Source organism: Photobacterium aphoticum, assembly GCF_001029435.1.
Taxonomy (GTDB): Bacteria; Pseudomonadota; Gammaproteobacteria; order Enterobacterales; family Vibrionaceae; genus Photobacterium; species Photobacterium aphoticum.
In genome coordinates this window covers 25,139-46,605 of sequence record NZ_LDOV01000041.1, presented here as the reverse complement: position 1 = coordinate 46,605, position 21,467 = coordinate 25,139, and the positions used below count along the sequence as shown (strand labels likewise).

The window sequence follows — 21,467 nt, the reverse complement described above, 5'->3', positions numbered from 1 at the left end:
TAAGTGTGATTTCAATCGCAAAACCCTCAACGCTGATGATTTGCTAAAGGATATTGGGAACCTCAACCCAAGGGCGGTAGCGTGTCAAAAATTCAGTAATTTACCCTCTCGTGATGCATCGGCTGTGTACGGTCTGTATTCTGGTGGTTTTTCTCAAAACAGCTACTAAACGGTACGGAAAAGTCATATCAAGCTTAAGCACTCATTTATCAACAGACTAAAATTAAACGGACTATTTCAAGGATGATTGTGCACATGTTGATGCATGCGCATTCGTGAATGCTCGTTAAATAAGCATAGAATTTACATATGGATAGTACAAAAAAGTATTTGGTTACTGCTTTAGCGACAGTAGTACTGGCTGGATGTACGGTGCCAGGCTCTCACCTGCCTATCGACAATAAAAAAGTGGTGGTTGAGAAAGATTTGGCAACGGATACGCAAAACGATGAACAATCTAATATTGCGGAATATGTGAATATATACCCACTGACCGCCGGGCGAGTGAATCAGTTTAAGCCGCCTAAAGTGTTCTCGCGGACCAATAGCGCGTTAGACGCGGAAATTGCCCGATATCAATATCGCGTGGGGCCTGGAGACATTCTGAATATTACTATTTGGGATCACCCTGAGTTAACCATTCCTGCGGGTTCGTACCGTAGTTCGGCTGAAGCGGGTAACTGGGTACATGCTGATGGCAGTATTTTCTATCCCTACATTGGTTTTGTTCAGGTAGAAGGCAAAACGGTGACTGAAGTGCGTGCCGATATTGCACGTCGTTTAGCCGCTTATATTGAGAGCCCACAAGTAGACGTGAATGTGGCCTCGTTCCGTTCGCAAAAAACCTACATTACCGGCGAAATAAAAAATCCGGGGCAACAGCCTATTACGAACGTGCCATTGACCTTGTTAGATGCGATCAATAAAGCGGGCGGTTTGGCAGAAGAAGCCGATTGGCGCAACGTGACGTTGACCCGTAACGGCAAAGAGGAAAATATTTCGCTATACGCTTTGATGCAACGCGGTGATTTAACCCAAAACCGTTTGCTACGCCCTGGCGATATTGTCCACGTACCGCGTAATGATGCGCAGAAAGTGTTTGTGATGGGGGAGGTGAATGATCCTAAATTGCTAAAAATAGATCGAGCCGGTATGAGCCTAACAGAAGCACTCAGCAGTGTGGGTGGGATTAACCAGTTAGCCGCCGATGCCACGGGTGTGTTTGTGATCCGTAGTAATATGAACAAAACGTCAACGCCGCAAACCACTGCGACAGTGAGTTCGCTAAAAGTGGATGAAAACGGCAAGCCGGTTCAGGATCAGAGCATCCCAATGGCTAATGTGTATCAGTTGAATATTCAAGACGCGTCGGCATTGGTGATCGGTACTGAGTTTGAGTTGCAACCTTACGACATTGTGTATGTGACAGCGGCACCGATTGTGCGTTGGAACCGTGTCGTCGCACAACTACTGCCTACTATCAGCGGCTTTAATGAACTCACAGAAGGGGCACTCCGTATTAGAACGTGGCCATAATAGTGGTATATCAATAGAAAAATAAAATAGCTAACTGATTGAGTAGGGATTTATGAGCGTTACACACAATACACAGGTAAAGCAGGATGCGGATGAGCTCGATCTGGGTAAACTGTTTGGTATATTGATTGATGCGCGTTGGAGCATTATCGGCACGACATTTCTTTTTGCGATGGTAGGGATTACCTACGCTTTATTGGCAACACCTATTTACAAAGCCGATGCGTTGATTCAGGTCGAACAGAAAAATTCGGGCATGCCGGCATTGGGGGAAATGAGTGAATTGTTTGCCTCTGAGTCCTCAGCAACAACCGAGATCGAAATCATTAAATCACGAATGATCCTCGGCAAAACTGTGAATGAGTTGAATTTGAACTATGTGGCAACTCCAGTGTATCTGCCCATCATTGGGAAAGGGTTAGCACGTATTCAAGGCAAAGAAATTACATTGGAAGTTGGGCGATTTGATATTCCTGAGAATGTGAAAAAGCCCGAATACCAAGTGGTGGTTATTGATGCAGAACAAGGCCTGTATGAGTTGCTAGATAGTGAGGAGCAAGCTGTACTGACAGGAAAGGTCGGTGAGCTTGCGAAAAAGGGGGGGCTGCAGCTCTTTGTCACTCAATGGAATGCGCAAAATGGCGATGCTTTCAAGATAACCAAACGCTCAGACTTAGACGCAATTCAATGGTTGCAGCAAAACCTATCGGTCAGTGAGCGAGGAAAACAAACGGGAATTTTGCAATTAAGTTTTACGGGTGAAAATCGCAAGCAAATTGAGGCGATTTTAAATGACATCAGCCAAAACTATTTCATGCAAAATGTAGCTCGTAATTCTGCAGAAGCCGAGAACAGTCTATCGTTTTTACGGAGTCATTTACCGGATATTAAAGCGCAATTAACCGTCTCGGAAGATTTGCTCAACCAGTTTCGCCAAGACAATGAATCTATAGACTTAGGATTAGAGGCTAAATCAACGCTGGATGTCATGGTGAAGATTGAAGCGCAACTCAATGAATTGACCTTCAAAGAAAGTGAAATTTCTCAGCGTTTTACCAAAGAACACCCTGCTTACATTGCTTTATTAGACAAACGCCAAACCCTGTTAGGCGAACGTGAACGCTTCAACAAGCAAGTACAACAACTACCCAAGACACAGCGCGAGGTGCTACGTTTAACCCGCGATGTTGAAGTTAATCAGCAGATATATGTGCAGCTACTTAATAAAGTGCAAGAGCTGAACATTATTAAAGCGAGTACGGTGGGTAACGTACGAATTTTGGATACGGCACAATCTTATACTCAGCCGCTTAAACCCAAAAAATCCATGATTGTCGTGTTGGCAACGCTTCTGGGGGGAATGTTTGCTGTTGCTGTCACCTTGCTTCGCGCGGCATTACATAGAGGCGTAGAAACACCGGATGAGATTGAAGCTATCGGCTTACCGGTATATGCCAGCATTCCAATGTCAGATTGGCAAGTAGAACTTGAAAAAAAGCAAGGCAAGAAAAAAGCTCTGACAGTGCAAGATACCTTATTAGCCGTTTCAAACCCTGCTGACTTATCTATCGAAGCATTACGTAGCTTACGTACAAGTTTGCATTTTGCGATGATGGAAGCGAAAAATAACATTCTGATGATTTCTGGTCCAAGTCCAGGTATCGGTAAATCATTTGTGTCGGCCAACATGGCCGCGGTGATTGCAAAATCTGGTTCTCGTGTATTGGTAATTGATGCAGATATGCGAAAAGGGCGAATGGAAAAACAAATGGCAGTCACCTCAACGCCGGGGTTGTCGAGTTATCTTGCTGGCCAAACCAGCATCGAAACTCTAATAAAACAACTAGGTATAGAAGGGTTAAATTTTATTGGTCGTGGTGAAGTGCCACCGAATCCATCTGAATTGTTAATGCATCCACGGTTTAAAGTATTGATGGATTGGGCATCTGAAAACTACGACATAGTGATCGTTGATACTCCACCAATTCTTGCTGTAACAGACGCGGCCATTGTTGGTGCGCATGCTGGGACGTCATTACTTGTGGGGCGTTTTGGTCAAAATGCGGTGAAAGAAATTGAAATCACCAAGCAGCGTTTTGAACAAAATGGCATAGAGATAAAAGGCTTTATTTTGAATGCTGTCGTACGCAAAGCAAGTTCGTATTATGGTGGTAATTATGGTTACTACAATTACAGTTATGAGTCGAATAAATAAGTAGACTGATTAAGAGTAATGAATAGAGGCGCTGAATGCAGCGCCTCTATTATAGTCGCGCTTTTTTTTTGAGAGTAAAGGTGCGCCTATTAGGCTCCTTAGTAAAAACAAAGTAGAACCTAGGGTTTATAAGAGATGGCCTGTAATGGGCTATCTCAAATGAAGAAAATTTGTCTCAGGGCTGTAAGGATTACTGATGTGTGAAGATGAAAAAACACTAATACTCCGATTCAAAATCTGAAATTGAAGATTCAAGGCTCACATTCGTGAGTATGTTTTAGCATTAACAAAGAGAAAATCATGAAAATCCTTGTCACAGGCGGTGCCGGTTTTATTGGCTCGGCCGTTGTTCGTCATATTATTAAGAATACATCTGATACAGTCATTAATGTCGATAAGTTGACCTATGCAGGCAACATGGAATCACTCGCCGAAGTGGATTCACATGAGCGCTATCATTTTGAGCAAGTCGACATTTGTAATCGTGATGAACTTGACCGACTGTTTGTGCAATATCAACCAGATGTAGTGATGCACTTAGCGGCAGAGTCGCACGTTGACCGTTCGATTGATGGCCCAATAGCGTTCATTGAAACCAATATTGTAGGTACGTATACATTGCTTGAAGCAGCCCGTGCGTACTGGATCACATTGGATGAAGTGGCAAAGAGAGCTTTTCGCTTCCACCATATCTCAACCGATGAGGTGTACGGTGACTTAGAAGGTACAGATGATTTGTTTACCGAGACAACATCGTATGAACCGTCAAGCCCATATTCAGCATCGAAGGCATCAAGCGATCACTTAGTACGTGCTTGGCATCGCACTTACGGCTTACCAACGATTGTGACCAACTGTTCAAACAACTATGGACCTTACCATTTCCCTGAAAAACTGATTCCATTAATGATTTTGAATGCTTTAGACGGTAAACCATTACCTGTATACGGCAATGGGATGCAAATTCGTGATTGGTTGTTTGTCGAAGACCACGCACGCGCTTTATATAAAGTAGTCACTGAAGGTGTGGTAGGGGAAACCTATAATATTGGCGGTCACAATGAGAAAGCTAATATTGATGTCGTGAAAACAATTTGTACACTGCTTGAGGAATTAGTGCCAAACAAGCCTGCAGGTGTCGCAGAATATCAAAAGCTAATCACGTATGTGACTGATCGCCCAGGGCACGACGTTAGATATGCCATTGACGCATCCAAAATTGAGCGTGAACTGGGCTGGAAACCAGAAGAGACGTTTGAATCCGGCATTCGTAAAACCGTCGAATGGTATTTGGATAATAAAAAGTGGTGGTCACGTGTACTAAATGGTTCTTACGAAGGAGAGCGTCTAGGAGTATCCGTTGTAACTAAGGGAACGAAATAATGAAAGGGATTGTTCTAGCGGGTGGCTCAGGTACGCGTCTATACCCATTAACACGTGGTGTTTCAAAACAACTGCTGCCTATCTACGATAAACCAATGGTATTTTACCCGATTTCTACACTAATGTTAGCTGGGATTAAAGATATTTTAATTATCACAACTCCTGAAGATAATGCCGGTTTTAAGCGTTTGTTAGGCGATGGCTCTGATTTTGGTATCAATCTCGAGTATGCAATCCAACCGAGTCCTGATGGCTTAGCACAGGCTTTTATTATTGGTGAGGAGTTTATCGGTGATGACTGTGTTTGTTTAGTACTTGGCGATAATATCTTTTATGGCCAGTCATTTTCGACAACACTGAAAAATGCGGCTTCACGTGAATCGGGCGCAACGGTGTTTGGGTATCAAGTTAAAGATCCTGAGCGATTTGGTGTGGTTGAATTTGATCAAGAGATGAAAGCGGTATCGATTGAAGAGAAGCCGGAAAAACCTAAATCGAACTATGCTGTAACTGGGCTTTATTTTTATGACAACCGTGTAGTTGAAATGGCTAAGCAAGTGAAGCCGTCCCACCGTGGTGAATTGGAAATTACCACTCTTAATGAAATGTATCTTAATGACGGCTCATTAAAGGTTGAACTTTTTGGCCGTGGTTTTGCGTGGTTAGATACCGGAACGCATGAAAGCCTTCATGAAGCATCATCTTTCGTAGAAACAATCCAAAATGTACAGGGTTTGAAAGTAGCCTGTTTGGAAGAAATTGCCTTTCGTAATGGTTGGTTAAGTGTTGAAGATTTACTTAGCTTAGCAGAGCCCATGAAAAAGAATGAATATGGTCAGTATCTACTTCGAATTGCGTCTGAGTCTCTGAAGGAATCTAATTGATGCGAGTATTAGTGACGGGAGCTAAAGGCCAAGTGGGATGCAGCTTAGTTGAACGTTTAAGCGGTAAGGTTGAATTACTTGCCATTGACCGAGATGAACTCGATATCACCAATGAGAATGCGGTGTTTGAAGCGGTTAAAGCATTCGAACCTGATATTATTATTAATGCTGCTGCACATACTGCAGTTGATAAGGCCGAAGAAGAAGTCGAACTCTCATATGCGATTAATCGCGATGGTCCTCTATATTTAGCTCAAGCTGCGGAAAGTATTGGTGCTGCATTATTGCATATTTCAACCGATTATGTATTTTCCGGCGATAAAAATGGCATTTACATCGAAACTGATGCAGTAGACCCAAAATGTGTGTACGGAAAAAGTAAGTTATTAGGAGAGCAAGCAGTACTTGCTAATTGTTCTCGGACTATTATTTTGCGCACAGCATGGGTCTTTGGTGAGGATGGGAATAACTTTGTAAAGACTATTCTTCGCTTAGCTCAGCAACGAGATGAGCTAGGTATTGTGGCAGACCAGTTTGGTGGCCCGACTTACGCTGGCGATATTGCTACAGCATTAATTACTATCGCCAAGACTATTGTAGCTGAAGATAGTGATTTTGATACAACTAAATACGGCATTTATCATTATTCTGGATTACCTCATACAAGTTGGTGTGGTTTTGCTCAAACTATTATTGCTAAAGCAGTGGAACAAAAAGTATTGAATAAAGCACCCATTATTAATGGTATCAAGACGGATGATTATCCAACACCTGCGAAACGACCTGCAAACTCAAAGCTTAATACACAGAAAATTACAGAAACATTTGGTATTCAAGCCAGCGACTGGCAATATGCTTTAAATCAATTATCTGATTATTAATAATCATCGAGAATGAATAAAATGAAAGTAATTGAAACTGATATTCCTGATGTGAAAATCATTGAACCGACGGTGTTTAGTGATGAACGTGGTTTCTTTATGGAAACATGGAGTCAAAAAAAATTTGAAGAGTTAGTAACAAGTAAGCCAACACAATTTGTACAAGATAACCACTCTAAATCTAAAAAAGGTATTCTACGCGGATTACATTACCAGACAGAAAATACACAAGGTAAATTAGTTCGCGTAATTTCAGGTGAAGTTTTTGATGTGGCAGTAGATATCCGTAAAGAATCTTCAACATTTGGTAAGTGGGTTGGTATTTACCTTTCTGCTGAAAACAAACGTCAATTATGGGTGCCGGAAGGCTTTGCACATGGTTTTTATGTGACGAGTGAAGAGGCTGAGTTTGTATACAAATGTACAGACTATTATAACCCTACATCTGAGGTGTCGATACTCTGGTCTGATAATGATATAAATATAAGTTGGCCATTAAGCATTAGCCCAATTGTATCTGAAAAGGATCGAGGAGCATTGAAATTTTCCGAATACATAAAAAAACATGGGTAATTATTTAATGTTTGAACGTATAAAAAACTATTTTATTAAAGCCAAGAATTCAGTTGTGAAACATGAAAGGATTAAGGCCCCCAAATTATTCATGACCATTCTGGCTAAAAATGAAGCTGATATAATTGAACATCAAATTATATACCACAGAGCAATGGGTGTTGATGGATTTATAGTTACGGATAATAACTCTTCAGACGCTACACGAGAAATATTTGAAAAATATAAAAAGAAAGGATGGATAAAAGAAATAATTTGCGAAATTAGTAATAATCACGACCAAAAGAAATGGGTCGATAGAATGATTAGAATAGCCAGTGAAAAATATAATGCCGATTGGATAATAAATTCAGATGCAGATGAATTTTGGTGCTGCTCATCTAGTTCTCTTAAAGATGAGTTAGCGAAAACGACATCAAATGTGATTTATGTTGATATATATAACATATACCCGCATGAAACAAATAAATTCTATGAAAATGATAACTTAATAAAGAATTATGAAAGAGTACCTGAGAGCATTAAAAATAAATTATCTCCATATAGCATTTATGATAAACAAATTCAAAAGGTCATTCATAGGACCAAAGGATATTTGTCAATAGAGAATGGCAATCATAATGTTCGCATAAAAAAGAAAAGTAGTGTTAAGTCTGATAATATAATTATTTATCACTATAGTTTACGTGGTCTCGAACATTTTAAAAGGAAAATGATTAATGGAGGAGCTAGTGTAAATAATAACGAAGAACTTTCAGAAAATGCGGCTCAACACTGGCGGTATTTTTACGATATATTTATCAACCAAGGCCGTGAATATCAAGATGAATATGATAGAGTGATAGGAACAAAATATTTTGATGATATGAAAAACAACGGGGTTTTTGAGTCTGCTTATAAAGTGAAAAATTTTTTCACGGGTTACAATAATGATTAAGAATATAATTAAAAAGATTGTGCCAAATAAAGTTTTGGTTTTAATGAAAAAATCCAAAAGAAATTTAAATAACTATATTAAAAGCAATGAAGTAAACGTTACAAAAGAAGATTTAGTACGTTTGCATAAATACAAAGAGTGTTTCCCAAATGTTATGACCACGAAAAGAACTTTGGATGAGATTATATATAATCGCGCTTCAATATGCAGATATGGCGATGCAGAGTTTGATATTTCCAACCAGGAAAATCAGAATGATAGTTACCAATCTCCTTCTAATGGGCTTACTCGGAGGTTGCACGAAATATTACAAAATGGTAGTTGCGATAAACTTTTAGTTTGTATCCCACCATTTAACTCGGCTACGAATAATATAAAGAGATACCATGGCTGCCTTTCATTTTGGGAATGGTATTGGTTAAATAGGTTTACTAAAATAAAACCGTTCTTAATTAATTGCGAGTATGGTAATTCATTTGTTACAAGGGAGACAGTATTTCATGAAAATCAGGTTGACTATATAAAAAAGATTTGGGATAAGAGGGATGTGGTATTTGTTTATAGCGCAAAAGGTCGTTTTAATGTAAATGACCTATTGTTTGATAACATAAGCAGTAAGAGTGAAGTTTTAGTCCCACCATCAAATGCATTTGATGAATATGATTCAATATTAGAGGAGTGCAAAAAATACCCAGCAAACTCATTATTTATGATAGCAGCGGGCCCCACAGCAACGGTTTTAGCATATGACTTATTCAAGTTAGGCTATCAAGCATTAGATGTAGGCCATCTGCCTAACTCTTATGATGAATTCAAAGGTGTTATTATGTCACCTGAAGATATACCGTTAATATCATAATATAACTGAGTCAATGGGTAATAGTTTTAGAGTTTTGCTAAGTTATATATGAACTATAATGTACTCTAGACATAACAATGCTAGTGTTTAAGTTGAAATTAAATGAAAGAAAATATATCTAGGAATATCATATTTACACTTTTCGTTACTGTTGTGACTACATTTTTAAGTTTTTTGATAAATAGATATCTTCTTTTCAATATAGGGGATAGTGAGCTTGGGTTGTTTAGATTGCTATCTCAACTTGTTTTTTATTTAAGCTTGCTAGATTTGGGTATATCAACATCTGCAACTGTTGCCTATTATAAACCTCTTATTAAAAGAGATTATAATGAAATATCAAAAATATACCATACAATAGATATGTTTTACCGTAATGTATCAATCATTACACTAGTGTTAGGTGTGCTTGCGATTCCTTTTTTATTCTACCTTGTAGAATTCAAGTCATACTTATTGCTATCTATATATTGGATGATATTCGTAAGTAACGCTGTAATAACCTTTTTGTTGAATAAATATATAATCTTGTATTTGGCTGATCAGAAAGTGTTTTTCGTGAAATCTGTCACTGGAATTGCATTAATTATTGAGAAGGCAGTTCAGATTATACTAATAATAAAGTTTCAATCGTTCTTGTTTTTTTTATGCGCTAGCTTTATAAGTAATATTATAAAGTTTGCTTTTTTTAAAAGAAGAATAGATAAACATTATGAAATTACAGAAAACAGCAATGATTATGATGGGAAAATAAAAGCTGATGCAAGTCAGATGTTTTTCCATAAGTTATCACATATAATACAGTATAATACGGATAATATATTAATCGCAAAGTACATTTCACTGACTGCTGTTGCGTCATATTCAAGCTATATGATGTTGTCGTCACTTGTAATTACAGTGGTATCAATATTTCATTCAGTAGTAGACCCTATTGTTGGACAATTGGTAATCATTCAGAACAATAAGAAAAACTATGAATTATGGATTGTTTTTGCAAAATTTTCGTTTTGGGTTGCAGGGGTTGTATCGTTAGGCTTTTATTATTTCGCAACGCCATTTATTATCAACTGGCTGAATGATAAAATGGTTCTGGGAAAAGTTATAGTCATATTAATATTGGTGAACCTATTTTTTGATGTGATTAAATGGCCAACTGAGTTAATTAAATATAAATATGCGTATTATAAAGATATATACAATCCAATAATTGAAGTATTTATTAATCTGGTTGTATCAATAGCTCTAGTTGGCCATTATGGTATTGCTGGTGTTGTTGTTGGAACTGTAATTGTAAACGTTATATTTAATATGGTTATTAAACCTGTGATTATATTTAAATATTGTTTGAAAATTCCCATTATTAAGTATGTAGAAAAAGTTTCATTTATGTTATTTGAAATGTTTATAATAATTGGAATTAGCCATTTTGTGATGTCTTTTATCTTTGATAATGATAAGGCTTCCGATTCATGGGGTGAAATAATAACATCGGTTCTGGCATTTTTTGTTATATATATAGGTGTCTTTTTATCGGTTGTATCATTAACTAATTCTAAATTTTATGTATTAAAGCTTCGAGACTTTATTGTCGAGAGAAAAATATGAAGTCAATTAAATTATCAGTAATAATCCCCACATTTAACAGAGCTCAATTTCTATCCCGTTCTGTTAATTCAATTTTAAGCCAAGATATAGATGACATTGAAATTATAATTGTTGATGATTATAAAAAAGATCAAACGGAAGAAATAAAAGAAAGCTTTAATCATTTATCATGTGTTAAAGTTGTAAAAAGTTGGGCTCACAGGCCTAGTGGAGCTAGAAATATTGGTGTGAAAAATGCGTTAGGTCAGTATATTAGCTTTTTAGATGATGATGACATCTACTTACCTGGTCGCTTAAATAACATGCTTACCTATATTGAAAATGAATCTGAAAAACTTTCATTTGTATCATCAGGAAGGTTATTTGAAGTAAATGATTTTCAAAAAGTTATGTTAGATGATAGCCAGAAATATGGAGTTATAAAACTATCAGATGTATTAGACTGTAATGGTATAGATATTGGCTTTATGATGAGAAGGGAGTTCTTTAATCAACTAGATGGTTTTGACGAAAATTTGTCTTCTTTGGAGGATTGGGATTTAATTCTAAGATCATTAATGATAAGTGATGGCTATAAAATTGAACGGTTAGACTATGCAGTAAATTTTGAAGTCGATAGACCGCGAGTATCATTAACTCAAGAGCAAAGTAGAAATAGTTTAGCTGATAAGTATTTATTTAAATTTGGGAAAAAATGGTATTTCGAAAATAAATTTAAAGGTCTATGCGAATCAGGTGAATTTAACATTATTTATGGTGTTAAATATTTATTACACTCTAGCTCTTTTTATGATTTAAAGTCTTTTGTTTATTATACAATAAAAACATTAAAGGGGGTTTAAAATTAACGCTAATGCTATTATATGGCTATTATTATTGTCTGTTCTATCAATTGGATATTATTTGGAAAATGATAATAATGATGGTCGGTTCAGGTTTCCTTTTATAACCTTTGTTATATTGATTTTTTATCACGACTTTATTTTTATAAACTTATCTTATTACTTTGAAATTAATAGTATTGTTTTATCTAGCTCGTGGAAAGAGGTCATTTTATTATTTATTACTTGTTATGTATTCCTCTATGTTTTTTCTTGCAAGATTAACTCTATCTGTTTAAAAGTTATTTTATTCTCAAGTATAAGTGTTTTTTGGGGGATATTCAGTTCAAATGGGTCTTTAAATGAAACAATAATAATTGGTAAGAATTACATATTCCCATTTTTATTTGTTTGTAGTTTGTTTGTAATTAAAAGCTCCGATATAGAAATGAAGAAAGTTTGTAATGTGCTTTTTTTTGTTGTTGTACTACCGAATTTCTTTTTCGGTATATGGGAAGTGTTTAATGTTAAGGAAATGGATGATATATGGTTCTATGAGCCACTACTATCTTCTGGTAACATATTTGCATCATTTAATCATTTTAGAGATGGTGTAATTAGATGTAATGGTTTCTTTGTTGGTACACTCTCTTATGCTGTTACTGGATTTTGTTCATTCATAATATTTTTTATAATGAGAAAAGAGCGATACTCATCTGTGAAGATTTTAGTTTCATTATTAATGTTACTAATGTCACAAACTAGAACATTTTTTATTGGCTTGATTTTTTTCTTTATCTTGTATTTGTTTTATTCCATATACAAGAAGAAAATAGATGTTTTTCTTACAGTAGTATTATTGTTAGCATCATTTCTATTGGTCTTACTTCTATTGCCTTATTTTTCATCTGATGGATCTGCACTGGGAAGAATTGAACAATGGACTAACGCGCTAAATTTATTAATTTCTCATCCATTCGGTCAAGGCTTCTTCAGTATTGGTATTACGGGAGATAATCGAGCTGATTCTTATATAATCGATCTTATAAGAATATATGGAGTGTATTTTATAGTGTTATTATATTTAACTATTTCATTTATTATAATGACATTAAACAGTTCTAACCATATAAAATACTCTGAAATCCCTTGTTTATTGGCGATCTCGTTTTTGTTTATATTGTTTTTTCAATCTTTACTTAACACGCCTGTTTTTTATTTTATCATTATGATCTTAGTTAAAGTAAGAAAAGAAAACCATGAGAAAAATAGTTATACTATGTGTTCTGTACAATAAAAAATGTACAAGTTCGAATACAGTCAATACATTTAGAAATAGCAAATATCGCAATTCTGATAATGTTGAGTTACATATCTGGGATAACACGGTAAATTTAGAGATTGCAGAATTTAATAAGTTGTATATATACGATCGTAATATTCATTATCACTCTTCTGGTGAAAATAAAGCTTTAAGTATAATTTATAATGATTTTATAAATAACTATAGAGACGATTACTTGTTAATATTAGATGATGACTCAGAAGTTAATGATAAGTATATTTACGAAGTGATTAAGTTATTAAATAATGACATGTTTTGTGTAGGAGTACCGAAGATAATATCCCAGATTGGTGATATGTATAGTCCTGCAAAATTTGGATTAGTAAAAGGGAAGCATTTTAAAACTATACATTGTGGTTTTCATAATAATTTAACTGCAATATCAAGTGGAATTGTTATCAATTGTAATAAAATAATTTCAAAAGAAGTTTCATTTGATGAGAATTTGAGCTTATATGGGATTGATACTGATTTCTTTGTTTCTTTAAATAAAAAACAAATCCCTACATATGTATTAGATGTATCTTTAAGTCATGATTTATCTATATTTAATGTTGAATCAGTAAAAACGAAAAAGTTCCGTTTTTTGAATATGATGAAAGCAAATTTATATATATCAAAAAAAAGGGGATGGGGTTATTACACCTGTTTTATTATTTACATGGTATTAGTATATATGAAAAACATTAACTTATTTATAAATAGAGATTAATTGATGAAGGTGAATTTACATTTCATCCACTTATATAATGATTTTAGTGGAAGTCCTCGTGTCTTGCGTGACGCTATAGATGCAACTAATAGTTCTTTAAATGTAAATAAAAAAGTTCTTTATACAAGCAATAATAATGGTTTCTTGAGTAATATAGCAAATTTGGATGAGGTTGAATTTTTTTATAGGAGAGCTAAGAGTAGATGGATTCAAATTATTTATTATTTATTATCTCAAGTTTGTTTGTTTTTTGTTGTATCAAGAGAGTTATTGTGTTGCAGAAAAAATGGCGATGACATTAATAATGTAGTTATTGTTAATACATTGCTGCCATTTGGTGGTGCAATAGCATCAAAAATTTTTGCTGATAGAGTTATATATTATATACATGAGTCTCATGTTGCCCCATCTATTTTGAAAAAGTTTTTGAGATGGATTGTTGAATTAACATCAGATGATGTGATCTTTGTGTCAAATTATCTCTTAAATAATGAAAAGTACAAGAACCCTAATATGGATGTTATTTATAATGGGTTAAGGAGTGATTTTTCAATCCCGTCGAATATTGATTTTAAGTCAAAGTTTGATTCAAAGATTATTGTTTTTTCTGGGTCTTTAAAAAAGTATAAGGGTATTGATTATCTACTTGAATTAACAAGTATGTTACCTGACTTTAACTTCGTATTGATTCTAAATTGTACGATTGATGAGTTTGATGATTATTTTGAAGGTGTTACTTTAAATAATAATATAACAATTGAAATCAGGCCTGATAACATCGAGGAAATATATTGTAAAGGTTTTGCAATTATTAACTTATCCATACCAAGAATGTGGACTGAAACTTTTGGATTATCAATCTTAGAGGGGATGAATTATGGTTGTGTTCCAATTGCTCCTAATGTTGGTGGGCCGATTGAGATTGTGGATAATAAATGTGGATTGCTTTCTGATCCTAGTGAGTTGAGTTCTATTTCTAATTTTCTGAAACTATTATCAAGTGATTTTAATCTATGGTACACATATTCTAATTCTTCGATGATTAAATCTAAAATGTTTTCTTCTAAGTGTTACCAAAGTAACTTCATTAACTATATTAAAACCAGGGTGAGATCGTGAAGTTTTGTTATTCAAAATTATGAAAAAATTTTTCTGTGAATAACCCATGATAAATTGAATAATGCAAAGAACCACTGACTAATACCAAATGCTAAGGCTGCATATCGCTTCTTTGCAGTCTTGTTTGGTTCGTTATGTGTACTTATTACCGGAGCGAAAGGTTGGTTTGATATTCGTAAGTTATTTTCAGTCATCATGCGTGGCTAAAGTGCAACGCTCTATTTTGAACGATATTCCTGTTGATGACGTGGTTGCTTGTATACGATCATTTTCATGAGAACTTAGGCACTAGGATGCTATCGGTAAATATTCTTATTCATAGTCAAACGTTGTGATAAATCGTAATCTATAGGAGCTTTATATACTCTTGAAGACTGGATCTCCTCCATTCACATGTCATTTATTAATAGCATCTTAGTGACCATTGATGATGTAATGGCTTCTTAAGTTATATAGTCATAACCCTTGTAGAGCAAAATGGAGATGATTGGCTAGCGGATAACTCCGTTAAGCGATAGAAAAAGCTTATTCACTACTTATCGTTACTACAATAGCTCCATAGAGCTTGACACTGTCAGTTAGAGAAGAACAGGGTATAATAGAGTCAATGTGTTGGATACTTTATGTAAGGATGAGTGATGAGGCGTTTCAGATATACAAATATTATAACTGTATTGCCTAAAACATATGAGCTGAATATGCTTCGAGTAGAATCAATCAAGATATGTATTATCGTATATAAAGGATGCATCATTAGTGCTAGAGGCAGTATTTAGTGCTGGTTATAGTCAGTAGGTAAAAAATTAGTCACTCATGGGGGCATCCTTAGGTCAAAATTATTACTCACGATTTCAGGAAATAGTTGATATTTTTATTTTTCGTCACTAAAAATCTAAAGTTATTAAAAATTATTAATTGTATATATCGGTAATTGGAACTTGCAATTATATAGTGAAATTATATTTTTCTGTTTGCCTGGTTTATAAAGGCATATGTTTTTAAATTGAATTTAAGTTAAGTATAAAGAATGGTTAAAAAAGTCTCTGTGTTAGGTACTGTGGGCATTCCTGCTTGTTATGGCGGTTTTGAATCTCTGGTTGAAAATTTAACCAAATATAGTTCTGATGATATATCTTATACGGTCTATTGCTCATCTAAGAGTTATAAAAATAAAGAGAAAGACTATAACAATTCATCGTTAATATATCTTCCATTTGATGCGAATGGAATCCAAAGCATACCATATGATATATTGTCAATGGTTGGTTCTTTATTTAGGGGGCCTGATGTGACGTTGATATTAGGTGTGTCAGGATGTGTTTTTTTGCCATTTTACCGGTTGCTATCTAAATCAAAAATCATAACTAATATTGATGGGTTAGAATGGAAGAGAGATAAATGGGGGAAGTTTGCAAGAAAGTTCTTGAAGTTTTCAGAAGCATTAGCAGTCAAGTATTCAGATGTGGTTATTTCTGATAACCAAGCTATAGCAGATTATGTAAGGAGTGAATATAATGTTAATTCACGTGTAATTGCTTATGGTGGTGATCATGTTATGACGAATAAAAATACGGGGGTGGTGCCTCAGGATTATTATTTTGGCTTGTGTAGAATTGAGCCGGAAAATAATGTGGAGATGATCCTTTATGCATTTTCTAAGACAGATAAAAAATTAAAGTTTATAGGGAATTGGGATAAGTCTCAATTTGGGATTAGATTAAAAGATAAATATTCCAAGTATTCTAATATAGATATCATAGATCCTGTCTATGATCTTTCCACATTATTTGATTATAGAGCAAATTGTTTTGCATATATACATGGGCATTCAGCAGGAGGAACAAATCCTTCTCTTGTAGAAGCCATGCATTTTTCTAAACCTATATTCGCATATGATTGTAATTTCAATAGATATAGTACAGAAAATAAATGTAGTTATTTTAAGTCTCCTCAAGAGTTAATCAAGCTTCTTTATAGTGACAGTGACTTGTATATAAATGCTCAAAATATGAAGTCCATAGCAAATAGACGATATACTTGGGAAATTATTGCTAAAGAGTATGAGAGTTTATATTAATGAAAAATATAAAAAAAGCCGTCATCCCCGTAGCGGGTCTTGGCACACGCATGCTGCCTGCAACTAAAGCGATCCCAAAAGAAATGCTGCCATTGGTAGATAAGCCGCTTATTCAATACATTGTGAATGAGTGTGTGGCGGCGGGGATTAAAGAGATTGTGTTAGTCACACACTCTTCTAAAAATGCCATTGAAAACCACTTCGATACCTCTTACGAGTTGGAAGCCACGTTGGAAAAACGTGTGAAGCGCCAGCTGTTAGATGAAGTGCAATCTATTTGCCCGAAAGACGTGACCATTATGCATGTGCGTCAAGGCCATGCCAAAGGGTTAGGGCATGCTGTATTGTGCGCCAAACCGTTGGTCGGTGACGCACCATTTGCCGTGGTTCTGCCGGATGTCATTTTGGATGAATTCACGGCTAATCAGCAGACGGAAAACCTGGCTGCGATGATGCGCCGTTTCGAGCAGACTGGCGCAAGCCAAATCATGGTTGAACCTGTGCCGATGATGGATGTGTCTAAATACGGTGTGGTTGACTGTGGCCAGCATATTCCTGCGATTGGCGAATCCAGTGCTATGTTTGGTATGGTAGAAAAACCGGCGGTGGATGAAGCACCATCTAACCTGGCCGTCGTTGGCCGCTATGTGTTGTCTGCTACCATTTGGGACAAACTGTCGGTGACACCTCCGGGAGCGGGGGACGAAATCCAATTAACTGATGCCATCGCCATGTTGATGGCTGAAGAGTCGGTGGAAGCGTTCCATATGAGCGGTAAGTCTCACGACTGTGGTGACAAATTGGGTTACGTTAAAGCGTTCATGGAATATGCGTTACGCCATCCTGATCTGGGTAGTGATTTTGCTCAATACCTGGCATCACGCAGTTAATCGCAATATCACAAATTAATCATTGCTCCAATACTTCTATCATCGGTGCTAATTGGTGAACTAGCTGACGTGTGCATTTCCTTGTTCTTGTCGCATATTATTCCTTAGCGAATATCTTTTTTTAAATCTTAGCTTTATATCACAGTAATGTTCCCTCACTCGTGTATACAGTGGGGGAGTTGCTGTATCTGCAATATCTATTCACTCAGCGAATTAATAATATGACAGCGTATATTTTCGTATTTATCTACTCATTCGTGAGCTTATTCGTCTTTCGTAAAGTGGCGAAACGCATTGGCTTAGTTGATAAGCCCAATGCCCGTAAACTGCATCAAGGCGTGATCCCTCTGGTGGGCGGGATCGCCATTTTCATGACCATCCTAATTAGCTTTATGTTGTTTTTACCTGTGACAGACAACCTAATGCTATACCTAAGCTGTGCCTTTGTATTGGTCGTACTGGGTGCGTTGGATGATTACTACGATATCAGCTTTAAACTGCGATTAGTGGTACAGGCCGTGATTTCATTAGTCATGATCACTGTGGGCGGGCATAGCCTGCATAACCTCGGCTATTTAATGGGGAGTGAAGTTATCACGTTATCGCCATTAGCGAGTGGTGTGATCACCGTATTGGGTGTGATTGGTGCCATTAACGCCTTTAATATGGTAGACGGTATCGATGGCTTGTTGGGGGGATTGGCTTCCGTGACGTTCGGTGCACTGGGGTTGGTTTTCTTTGCTAACGGCAATGAATATCTCGCGACGGTCTGTTTGTTGATTGTGACAGCAATGGTGCCATACATCATGCTTAACTTGGGTATTCCTCTCGGACGCCGCTTTAAGGTGTTCATGGGGGATGCTGGTAGTGTGTTTATTGGTTTTTCGGTGGTATGGATGTTGATCCGTGGCACACAAGAACCTGATGTGTACGCGTTTAAGCCAGTGACGGCATTGTGGTTGATTGCGATTCCGCTGCTAGATATGGCGACTATTATGATACGCCGTATCCGTAAAGGGCACTCACCGTTTAAGCCAGACCGTGAACACCTGCACCATATTTGTCAGCGTATTGGCTTATCCCCAACCATGTCATTGATTGTGATATGCAGTATGGCTGCGCTGATGGCTGCTATTGGTATTTGGTCTGACGTGAATGGCATCAGTGAAACAGTGATGTTTATTAGCTTTTTAATCACGTTCGCGGTGTACTTTACTGTGATCAGTCATATTTGGCGTATTGTCACTTTCATCCGCAAACAGTTTGGGATTGAAACACATACCGCCTCTGAATTAGAGCTAGAATCGAAATAAAGATATTGCGCGATTAAATTTGCTGCTTGTAACCTGCTGGAGGGTATCCAGCAGGCCCCTTTACGTGCGTTATGTGCTAATCACACTGTATGGTGCAATCACGGTGTTGGCGGCAATATCACAGTTCTTCAAAATCGCGCCAGGCCCAATCACTACTTTATCCCCCAGTGATACCATACCTTCAATCACCACATTCACATCAATTTCAACATCGCGACCATGTTGTAACTCACCCCGTAAATCAAAGCGGGCGGGATCACGTAGCATCACGCCAGCAGAGAGTAATTTTTCAGCTTGCTTTGCCTGAAAAGCACGCTCGAGTTTGGCGAGTTGGTTGCGGTTATTGACCCCTTCTACTTCAATCGTATCGTCTGGGTGCACCGCTTCAATGGTGCGGCCTTCCGCATGGGCGATAGCGATTATATCAGTTAAATAATATTCTCCCTGCGCATTTTCATTTTTTAACGCACGTAGCCAGCGTTTTAGATCTTTGCCGTCAGCGACCAGTACGCCTGTATTCACTTCGCTGATTTGTTTTTGCGTTTCTGTTGCATCTTTTTGTTCAACAATCGCGGTAACTGGGCCATTACTGCGAATAATTCGCCCATAACCGGTTGGATCACTTAACTCCACAGTAAGCAGAGCAATGCCGCCACAAGGTTGTGCATCAAGCAGATTCTGCAAGGTATTGGCACTAATTAACGGCACATCACCATACAAAACCAATACCTTTTCACTGTCAGAGAAGAAAGGGGAGGCCTGATTAACGGCATGGCCCGTACCTAACTGTTGTTCCTGCAGTACCCAGTTGACATCTTCATCAACTAAAGTGTGTTTCATGGCATGGCCACCATGTCCATAAACCAGGTGGAGTTGTGTTGCATTGAGCTGCCGGCAGGTATTGATAACGTGAGAGACCAAAGGTTTACCTGCGAGGGTATGCAATACTTTCGGTAGGTCAGAGTGCATGCGTGTGCCTTTTCCGGCGGCCAAAATCACTGCGCTAAAGGGCATTATTATCTCCATATAAGAATGCGACTGTTAAGTGGATGTATTAGAAGGTAACGATGAGTGTCTTGTTAAGACCTAAAGGACTAACTGTCTGATTCAGTTTGTGTCTTTTCAAGGTTGATATTATCTGCCGTGCAGTCTTTCGCATTGTCCAGTGGGCGAGCTGGCTGACCAAAGATATGGTGAATGAAGGTGGTAATACGCCAGATGTAGCTGATCACTAAAAAATAAAGAGTAAACACGGCTAAGAAACTGATGAACATGACGCTTTCACTGATACCATTGAGATCAGACCAAATACCGATAGCGGCCATGATGGTGGCAGAGGTACAAATCACCAACAAAGAGACGGTGGGGGAAAGGCCTATCCGCTGACAGATGTGGTGCAAGTGCTCTCTGTCTGGTTTGAAAGGGGATTGTCCTTTGCGCATACGCCGGATCATAATGGTCGCCATGTCCATTAAAGGGATCGCAATCAGCCACAATGCCGTCACCGGTTTAAAGGTAATGATGGATTGATCTTGTGTGCCACGGATCAATAGCCAAACGACCGAAAAGCCAATCAAAACACTGCCAGCATCTCCCATGAACACTTTAAAGCGTCTGCCCAGTGGGATCCCTAAATTCAGCAGAATATAAGGCACCATGGCAGTAACAAAGAGAAAGCAGAATGTCGCCAGGTGATGATTACCATTGGTATAGAACACAAAGCCGAGTGCCCCAAACGTGACAGAAGCTAAACCGCCCAATAACCCATCAATACCATCGACCATGTTAAAGGCATTGATTGCACCAATGACCCCTAAAATAGTAATGATACCGCTGACGATTGGAGACAATTGCAAGGTTTCATTGCCCATCAAGTACCCAAGGTTGTGCAGTGAATGGCCACCTTGCAGGATCATAAACAGTGAAATCGCCGCTTGAACCACGAGGCGAAACTTAAAGCTGATGTCGTAGTAATCATCTAATGCCCCAATCACGACTAATACAAAGCCGCAGCCTAGGAACATGGTTAAGTTATCGTTGATCGGTAAGAACATAAGAAAAGAAATACATAACGTCATAAAGATCGAAATCCCGCCAACGAGTGGGATCACGCCTTGGTGATGCTTTCTTTCATTTGGTTTATCAACTAACCCTATGCGTTTGGCGACCTTACGAAATATAAACAAGGAACCCAATGAACACAGAAATACAAAAGAGTACGCAATATCCATACAACCTACTATTGTTAGAATGTTGGTTTGTTTAATTGATTGTTTAGTCGAATGTGACTAATGCGAATATAGTGTGTGGAGTG

Annotated in this window: 17 protein-coding genes and 2 pseudogenes; 17 read left to right on the top strand and 2 right to left on the bottom strand. The window is 37.3% G+C overall.

The window, feature by feature from the left end:
* Positions 1–309: 309 nt before the first annotated feature.
* The 17 genes and pseudogenes from ABT58_RS20275 (at position 310) to wecA (ABT58_RS20200) (ending at position 19,153) form a co-directional block, all read left to right on the top strand.
* A complete protein-coding gene (locus tag ABT58_RS20275; protein ID WP_047876265.1) occupies positions 310–1,536 on the top strand; it encodes a polysaccharide export protein in 1,227 nt (408 codons plus the stop codon).
* 52 nt (positions 1,537–1,588) lie between these two features.
* Complete coding sequence (locus ABT58_RS20270) at positions 1,589–3,751, top strand: polysaccharide biosynthesis tyrosine autokinase (RefSeq protein ID WP_047876264.1); 2,163 nt, start codon at positions 1,589–1,591, stop codon at positions 3,749–3,751.
* 300 nt (positions 3,752–4,051) lie between these two features.
* Positions 4,052–5,134 carry a dTDP-glucose 4,6-dehydratase gene (gene rfbB, locus ABT58_RS20265; protein WP_047876263.1) on the top strand — a complete coding sequence of 361 codons (1,083 nt, stop codon included), beginning with the start codon at positions 4,052–4,054 and terminating at the stop codon, positions 5,132–5,134.
* Positions 5,134–6,018: a glucose-1-phosphate thymidylyltransferase RfbA gene (gene rfbA, locus ABT58_RS20260; RefSeq protein ID WP_047876262.1), complete on the top strand. Its 885-nt coding sequence runs from the start codon at positions 5,134–5,136 to the stop codon at positions 6,016–6,018. The genes rfbB and rfbA overlap by 1 nt, the downstream gene beginning before the upstream one ends.
* Positions 6,018–6,899: a dTDP-4-dehydrorhamnose reductase gene (gene rfbD / locus ABT58_RS20255; protein WP_047876261.1), complete on the top strand. Its 882-nt coding sequence runs from the start codon at positions 6,018–6,020 to the stop codon at positions 6,897–6,899. The genes rfbA and rfbD overlap by 1 nt, the downstream gene beginning before the upstream one ends.
* 21 nt (positions 6,900–6,920) lie before the next feature.
* Positions 6,921–7,472, top strand: a complete 552-nt coding sequence (gene rfbC, locus ABT58_RS20250) for a dTDP-4-dehydrorhamnose 3,5-epimerase (RefSeq protein ID WP_047876260.1) — start codon at positions 6,921–6,923, stop codon at positions 7,470–7,472.
* A gap of 7 nt (positions 7,473–7,479) precedes the next feature.
* The gene (locus ABT58_RS20245; protein WP_047876298.1) at positions 7,480–8,409 is read left to right on the top strand and encodes a glycosyltransferase family 2 protein; all 930 of its coding nucleotides are present in this window, start codon (positions 7,480–7,482) and stop codon (positions 8,407–8,409) included.
* On the top strand, positions 8,402–9,268 hold the full coding sequence (locus tag ABT58_RS23555) for a GT-D fold domain-containing glycosyltransferase (protein WP_053063147.1): 867 nt from the start codon (positions 8,402–8,404) through the stop codon (positions 9,266–9,268). Before ABT58_RS20245 ends, ABT58_RS23555 begins: the two co-directional genes overlap by 8 nt.
* 102 nt (positions 9,269–9,370) lie before the next feature.
* Positions 9,371–10,876 carry a lipopolysaccharide biosynthesis protein gene (locus ABT58_RS20235; protein WP_047876259.1) on the top strand — a complete coding sequence of 502 codons (1,506 nt, stop codon included), beginning with the start codon at positions 9,371–9,373 and terminating at the stop codon, positions 10,874–10,876.
* Positions 10,873–11,718: a glycosyltransferase family 2 protein gene (locus ABT58_RS20230; protein WP_047876258.1), complete on the top strand. Its 846-nt coding sequence runs from the start codon at positions 10,873–10,875 to the stop codon at positions 11,716–11,718. Before ABT58_RS20235 ends, ABT58_RS20230 begins: the two co-directional genes overlap by 4 nt.
* A gap of 61 nt (positions 11,719–11,779) precedes the next feature.
* Entirely contained in the window at positions 11,780–12,994 is a 1,215-nt protein-coding gene (locus tag ABT58_RS20225) for an O-antigen ligase family protein (RefSeq protein WP_047876257.1), read from the top strand.
* The gene (locus ABT58_RS20220) at positions 12,957–13,754 is read left to right on the top strand and encodes a glycosyltransferase (RefSeq protein WP_047876256.1); all 798 of its coding nucleotides are present in this window, start codon (positions 12,957–12,959) and stop codon (positions 13,752–13,754) included. The genes ABT58_RS20225 and ABT58_RS20220 overlap by 38 nt, the downstream gene beginning before the upstream one ends.
* Positions 13,755–13,757: 3 nt before the next feature.
* Entirely contained in the window at positions 13,758–14,873 is a 1,116-nt protein-coding gene (locus tag ABT58_RS20215) for a glycosyltransferase family 4 protein (protein ID WP_047876255.1), read from the top strand.
* A gap of 81 nt (positions 14,874–14,954) precedes the next feature.
* A pseudogene (locus ABT58_RS24425) lies at positions 14,955–15,141 on the top strand (transposase family protein); the annotation flags it as partial.
* A gap of 759 nt (positions 15,142–15,900) precedes the next feature.
* Positions 15,901–16,950: a DUF1972 domain-containing protein gene (locus tag ABT58_RS20210; protein WP_047876254.1), complete on the top strand. Its 1,050-nt coding sequence runs from the start codon at positions 15,901–15,903 to the stop codon at positions 16,948–16,950.
* Positions 16,950–17,840 carry a UTP--glucose-1-phosphate uridylyltransferase GalU gene (galU, locus tag ABT58_RS20205; RefSeq protein ID WP_047876253.1) on the top strand — a complete coding sequence of 297 codons (891 nt, stop codon included), beginning with the start codon at positions 16,950–16,952 and terminating at the stop codon, positions 17,838–17,840. Before ABT58_RS20210 ends, galU begins: the two co-directional genes overlap by 1 nt.
* Positions 17,841–18,061: 221 nt before the next feature.
* Positions 18,062–19,153, top strand: coding sequence for a UDP-N-acetylglucosamine--undecaprenyl-phosphate N-acetylglucosaminephosphotransferase (gene wecA / locus ABT58_RS20200; RefSeq protein ID WP_047876252.1), 1,092 nt, complete (start codon positions 18,062–18,064; stop codon positions 19,151–19,153).
* A 78-nt stretch (positions 19,154–19,231) separates the two neighbouring features.
* Here wecA (ABT58_RS20200) and glmU read toward each other — a convergent pair.
* Together glmU and wecA (ABT58_RS20190) are read right to left on the bottom strand one after the other, a co-directional pair.
* Positions 19,232–20,167 (bottom strand): annotated as a pseudogene (gene glmU, locus ABT58_RS20195) (bifunctional UDP-N-acetylglucosamine diphosphorylase/glucosamine-1-phosphate N-acetyltransferase GlmU); the annotation flags it as partial.
* 80 nt (positions 20,168–20,247) lie between these two features.
* The gene (gene wecA / locus ABT58_RS20190) at positions 20,248–21,384 is read right to left on the bottom strand and encodes a UDP-N-acetylglucosamine--undecaprenyl-phosphate N-acetylglucosaminephosphotransferase (protein WP_047876251.1); all 1,137 of its coding nucleotides are present in this window, start codon (positions 21,382–21,384) and stop codon (positions 20,248–20,250) included.
* Positions 21,385–21,467 lie beyond the last annotated feature (83 nt).